This is a genomic window from Flavobacterium sp. (genome assembly GCF_035760125.1).
GTDB lineage: Bacteria > Bacteroidota > Bacteroidia > Flavobacteriales > Flavobacteriaceae > Flavobacterium.
Genome location: NZ_DASTTN010000523.1, coordinates 1 through 5,970, shown reverse-complemented (window position 1 = coordinate 5,970; position 5,970 = coordinate 1). Strand labels below are relative to the sequence as shown.

6 protein-coding genes and 1 pseudogene are annotated in these 5,970 nt (G+C 31.8%); 5 read left to right on the top strand and 2 right to left on the bottom strand.

Going from position 1 to position 5,970, the window contains the following annotated elements; translation table 11 throughout:
- The 3 genes from VFS71_RS18615 to VFS71_RS18605 all read left to right on the top strand — a co-directional run.
- Window positions 1–582 (top strand): His/Gly/Thr/Pro-type tRNA ligase C-terminal domain-containing protein (locus tag VFS71_RS18615; RefSeq protein WP_326403133.1); only part of this gene is annotated, 582 nt, incomplete at its 5' end.
- A gap of 411 nt (window positions 583–993) precedes the next feature.
- The gene (locus VFS71_RS18610) at window positions 994–1,806 is read left to right on the top strand and encodes a LytTR family DNA-binding domain-containing protein (protein WP_326403132.1); all 813 of its coding nucleotides are present in this window, start codon (window positions 994–996) and stop codon (window positions 1,804–1,806) included.
- 175 nt (window positions 1,807–1,981) lie between these two features.
- Window positions 1,982–2,239 (top strand): hypothetical protein, encoded by a 258-nt coding sequence (locus tag VFS71_RS18605; RefSeq protein ID WP_326403131.1) that lies wholly within the window; start codon window positions 1,982–1,984, stop codon window positions 2,237–2,239.
- 164 nt (window positions 2,240–2,403) lie between these two features.
- Here VFS71_RS18605 and mtgA read toward each other — a convergent pair whose 3' ends face one another.
- Window positions 2,404–3,150, bottom strand: a complete 747-nt coding sequence (gene mtgA / locus VFS71_RS18600; RefSeq protein WP_326403130.1) for a monofunctional biosynthetic peptidoglycan transglycosylase — start codon at window positions 3,148–3,150, stop codon at window positions 2,404–2,406.
- A gap of 3 nt (window positions 3,151–3,153) precedes the next feature.
- Entirely contained in the window at window positions 3,154–4,266 is a 1,113-nt protein-coding gene (locus VFS71_RS18595; protein WP_326403129.1) for an FAD-dependent oxidoreductase, read from the bottom strand.
- A gap of 259 nt (window positions 4,267–4,525) precedes the next feature.
- On the opposite strand from VFS71_RS18595, the gene VFS71_RS18590 reads away from it, so the two are divergent.
- Together VFS71_RS18590 and VFS71_RS18585 are read left to right on the top strand one after the other, a co-directional pair.
- A complete protein-coding gene (locus VFS71_RS18590; RefSeq protein WP_326403128.1) occupies window positions 4,526–4,939 on the top strand; it encodes a hypothetical protein in 414 nt (137 codons plus the stop codon).
- 125 nt (window positions 4,940–5,064) lie between these two features.
- Window positions 5,065–5,970, top strand: a pseudogene (locus tag VFS71_RS18585) (S9 family peptidase); the annotation flags it as partial.

The window sequence follows — 5,970 nt, the reverse complement described above, 5'->3', positions numbered from 1 at the left end:
GATATTGAATTCAATTTCCCTTTTGGTTTCAAAGAATTAGAAGGAATTCACTCAAGAACTGACTTTGACTTAAAAGCACACGAAGAATATTCAGGTAGAAAATTACAGTATTTTGACGCCGAATTGAACCAAAATTACGTTCCTTATGTGGTAGAAACCTCTGTAGGTTTGGACAGAATGTTCTTGGCTGTTTTCGCTACTTCCCTAAAAGAAGAAACATTAGAAGATGGTTCAACCAGGACTGTATTGAAATTACCAGCAGTTCTTGCACCTACAAAAGCTGCCGTTTTACCATTGGTTAAAAAAGACGGATTACCGGAAATTTCCAAAAAAATCATTGATGATTTAAAATGGGATTTCAACGTGGCATATGATGAAAAAGATGCAGTAGGAAGACGTTACAGAAGACAAGATGCTTTGGGAACTCCTTTCTGTATCACAGTGGATCATCAAACTATCGAAGATCAAACGGTAACAATTCGTCATAGAGATACAATGAAACAAGATCGTGTAGCTATCGCCGACTTAAAATCAATCATCGAAAATGAAGTTTCTATGAAAAATTGGCTAATGAAAATGTAATCATTTCATTCTAATATATTAAAAGTGCTTCTCATTTGGGAAGCACTTTTTATATTAAAGCAATTGAGTTTACAAACACACAACCTCACCTGCTTACTCTTATTTTCTTCAATTCAAAAGACTCAAAAAATATTTGTACTGTTTTTCCTTAATTAAAAAATGCAGTTCGTCGTATTTATGTGCATTTCGTCGTAATCTATTAACATTCATTTTATAGATATTAACAACTAAGTTTAAAAAAACATGATTTATGTAATTTTATTTTGTCGAAATAGCAACAATTCCATTTTGAAATTACAATTAGCTAGTTTTTTTCATTAGTCCCAATGAATTATAATAATTAACTAAAGCAATAATCTACAAAAAGAACAGCAGTTCGTTACGCAACTAACCAAATTAGGAAAGCTATTAATGAATTTTTCGTACATAATAATTGACGATGATCCTGAAAGTGTTTTGGAAACAAAAGCTATCACAGCTAGTTTTTCAGAGCTTCATTTTATAGCAGCTGCATATAATTATGCTGATGCTTTAAATCTTATTATTGAGCATAGTCCAAAATTGGTTTTTCTTGAAATAGACCCAACCAACAAAAAGAGTAATCTTTCCTTGAATCTAATTGATGCATTGTATAGGTACTTAAAAGTTATCCCAAAAATCATAATAACCACATCAAAAAAAGATTTAGCATTTGAAGCAATACAATACGAAGTAACCGATTATTTGATAAAACCATTAATGAGTCTAGATTTTAAAAAATTAATCTTAAAACTAAAAAAATCAAATTGGGATGATGAAATTATTTTAATTCAAGCTCCAAGTCCAGAAGAAAATACTCCATCAAATACAACTATTGAAACTACAAATAAGAAAAAAAATCTTGTTTTATGCATTAAATCGTATGGAGATCATCGTTATATTGACTCTAAAGACATTTGTTATTTACAAGCCGATAATAACTCAACCGATATTCATTTAAATAATGGCGAAGTAATCACAGCTTTCAAAACTTTAAAACATTTTGAAGCAGTTCTATCAATTCCATTTATTAGAATCCACAATAGTTACATAATCAACCGCAACTATATAGCTAGAATTCACACTGGTAACTCAGTTTGCTATATTAAAAATACTACCATAAAACTTCCATTTTCAAAGTCCTATAAGAAAAATATAGACTTTATCATAAGTGATTTTTCCAACGAAAATTACATAGAAGTCTAAAAATAAGCATTTTACCAAGATTTGATACCCATTCACTAACAAACGAATGTCAATTACCACAAAGGCTCTTCACTGTAAGAAAATTTAAGGTTTTACTATGTAGTTTTACAAAAGAAATTCCTGCAAAAGGAATCAAAAACCGTAAAACTTTTAAAAAACATAAAACCTTAAAATCATGAAAAGAACTACCTTAACAATCGGATTATTTACAGTAGTAATGGCGTTAACTTCTTTTACTACACCAGAAACATCAACTCCTACTAATGACAGCTCGGTAATTACTTCTATAGATGGTTCAGGAGGTCAAGATTCAGGAAGAACTAGAAAATTGGATTATAATGGCGGAGGAATGAAATTCAGCACAACAAATCAAATAGCTGATATTGATGGTTCAGGAGGTCAAGATTCAGGAAGAACCAGAAAATTGGATTAAAAAGTTGATTCTCTATAGGTCAGCCTAAAAAGATTAACAAGTTTTATAAAAATAAATTAAACCAGAGAAGTTAGCTTCCCTGGTTTTTTTTGTATTTAAACTCAAATGTTTATCAATAACTCTAAATGAAAAAACCCAATAAGAAACGTTATTGGGGTTTAATCTTAATATTCGATCTTTCCGATGTGCCTCATAATCCGAACAATTTTTGTCTTTCTATTGTTGATATATGAGGAGGAACTCGTAGCTTTAAATTTTCTCGGATTGGGTAATATTGCTGCAATTCCGGCTGCTTGAACCATTGTTAAGCTCGAAGCATCTTTTCGATACCAATGTTCTGTTGCGGCATAGGCTCCGTAAACTCCGTCCCCCATTTCGATGCTGTTGAGGTAAACTTCCATAATCCGTTTTTTGCCCCAAATAGCCTCTATTAAAACCGTGAAATAAGCTTCCAAGCCTTTACGGAGGTAGCTACGACCTTGCCAAAGAAAAACATTTTTGGCGGTTTGCTGTGATATAGTACTTCCACCTTTTATCTTTCGTCCTCTTTCATTGCTTTTGTATGCTTTTTGCATCGCAATAAAATCAAAGCCATTATGTGTCAGGAAAGTTCCATCTTCACTGGCAATTACAGCTTTTTGTAAATTCACGGAAATTTTATCAATAGGTTCCCAATTATGGCTGAAATATATTTCCTTTCCTGCTGCTTTATTTTCAAAATAACGTATCACCATTAATGGGGTGAATGGAACAGGTACAAATTTAAAGAGGACCACAAAAGAAATTGAAATCCCAAAAAACCACAACAAAACTTTTAGTAGAAACCATTTTACTTTGGTCAAAAAGCTTTTGTTATGTTTTTTGGCAGGTGTTTTTTTTGTTGTTTTTTTGGGTGTTATTTTGGTTGCCATTTTTTATGTTAAATCTGCTAGTTCGGTTCCTATTAAACTGCCTATTGCTACTCCCATTCCGCCTAACCTAACGCCACAATACACGTTTTCAGAGAGTTGGGATACAATAGGTTTTTTGCTGTTACCAATGCCCATAATTCCACTCCAGCGGTGCTCGATTTGGACATCTTGATTGGGCAAAATTACTTTTTTTAATAAGTCTTCCAATTTTTTTTGTACAATTTCTGTTTGACCAAATTCAGTAGTCGTTTCGGTTTCAAAATCAAGATTTCTACCACCTCCAAGCAGTATTCGATCACCAATATTCCTGAAATAGTAGTAACCTCTATCGAGATGAAAAGTTCCTTTTATGTCTAAATTAGGAATGCGTTCTGTGATTAAAACCTGTGCTCTTGCTGGTTTTACTCCGCCTTTGGTTAGTTCAGTAGCAAAACCATTGGTGGCAAACAATAATTTTTTGGTAGTGAAACTAAAATCACCGAGTGCAACTTCAACACCGTTTTCTTTATCCAAAAAGGAAGTAACGATTTGTTGGTTCAGTATTAAAATATCATTTTCATAGGCTTGTTTTAATAAGGCCTGCATCATATTTCCAGTATCAATTTGAGCTTCAAAAGGATTGAAAATTAAATATTCGTTAATGTCTCCAAAACCAAAACGGTCGACTTCTTTGGCAAATACATCGGCTTTGAAAAGAGGTTTTAAGATTTGATTTATAAACGACAACTTATTAGAACATTCACTGAAACTGTTTTCATCGCCCTTTAAAAATAATTCATAACCACCGTAGGGTTTGAAATCTATTGTATTATCACCAAGACGTTTTCTCAATAATTGTAAGCCACTCCATCTTTTTTGGATGAGTTGGATAACTTCTTCCTCTGTATGTGTTTTTAAATCTTCGATGATTTCTGAAATACTGCCAAAACAGGCAAATCCAGCATTTTTGGTACTGGCTCCTTGTGGTAGCATTCCTTTTTCGAGTATCAATATTTTACTGTCGGGGTATTTTTCACGCAAGCGCAAGCCTGTATGTAAACCCACAATACCACTACCCACAATAGTGAAGTCTACATTAGTAAACCAATTTTTTAATTCCCAATAGCTTAGTTGCATTTGACTTTTTTTTTATAAAATTAAATAAATTTTCTAGTTTTTGAATAGTACACTTTGAATATGTTAGACTATATAAATTATTATTTTGAAATATTATTTTTAAAGCTAGGAATGCATTAAGATTTAAAACAATAGGGGTTTGGCATTATAATTGTGTTGTAAAATTAGATTTTAAAAATCGGCAACGCTTAGATTGGTTGAATAGTTGAATAAATTATTAGGTAACTCAAAATATAGTAATAAAATTAAATATCTGGTTATGTTTGAAAATATAGATGAACTTATAGAAGTAAACCTAAAACTGCTATATACATCGAAATCACAATTTATGATGCGCATCAATTTTAAGGACGAATGCGGTTTTAACTTAAAAAATTCCAAAGTTTTTGCAGAAATTTTAGACCATAAAGGTCTTGTCGTATTAGAGAAAGAGCAAGGATTTCGTTGTGATTTAACGGATTTTGGCAAACAAATTTATGAAAATGGAGGATGGAATAAATACCAGGAAACTGTTGAATCGTTTGCAAAATTTAAAAACATAGTCAATATGGATTCACAAGTAAAAAAAATTGAACAATCATTTCTGAAAAAAATAATGATTGCCAGTATCATCGTATTAGTATTGTGTTTTTTTATCACGCTATTAACCGTTGAAATTTTTAAAAACCCTTAGTTTTTCACAACTTTTTTCGGCACTAAAAAGGGCGACTTTTTTAAGTTTTTTTTATGTGTTCTGATTTATTTTAATTGATGATTATAATGTTATATTTGAAAACTGAATATGTATTTTAAATAATTATGAGAAAAACAATCCTTTTAATGCTAACTATGATGAGTTTAACTGCAAGTGCTCAAAATGTAATGACTCCGGAATTACTGTGGAAATTAGGACGAATTACTCCTTTAGGAATTTCAAAAGACGGCAAAAATGTTGTTTACAAAGTGTCGACACCATCAGTCGAAGAAAACAAATCCAATTCCAAATATTATACTGTTGCTATTAGTGGTGGAACAGCTGTAGAAATTAAGGACACAAAAGAAGTTTTGGTTGATAAAAATATTTCTCCTGATGGGAAATACATAGTTTACAATCAAGAAGTGAAAATTGATAATGTTTTAGGAAAAGACTATTATCCTAATTTAGATAAATCCAATGTTCAAATTTATAATGGTCTTGATTATCGTCATTGGGATACTTGGAATGAAGGTAAATTCAATCACGTTTTTTACAAAGAAAATAAGGAAGGGGCAGAAGGAATTGATATTTTGAAGGGAGAAAACTTTGACAGTCCTCAAAAACCTTTCGGTGGTGATGAAGATTATAATTGGTCTACAGATGGAAAAAGTATAGTGTATGTGTGCAAGAAAAAAGCGGGTACTCAATATGCGCTTTCTACAGACACCAATATATATGAGTACAATCTTGAAACTGGAAAAACCATTAATAGAACTGAAGGAAACTCTGGATATGATACAGCTCCACAATTTTCTCTTTCTGGTAATCTGACTTGGTTGCAAATGAAACGCGATGGCTATGAAGCGGATAAAAACGATTTGATTGTTAGTTTCAAAGGAATAAAAATGAACCTTACTGCTAATTGGGACGGAACTGTCAGTAGTTTCAAATGGAGTAATGATGGAAAAAAAGTATATTTTATTGCACCAATAGATGGGACATTACAGCTTTTCGAGGTTAATTTTCCA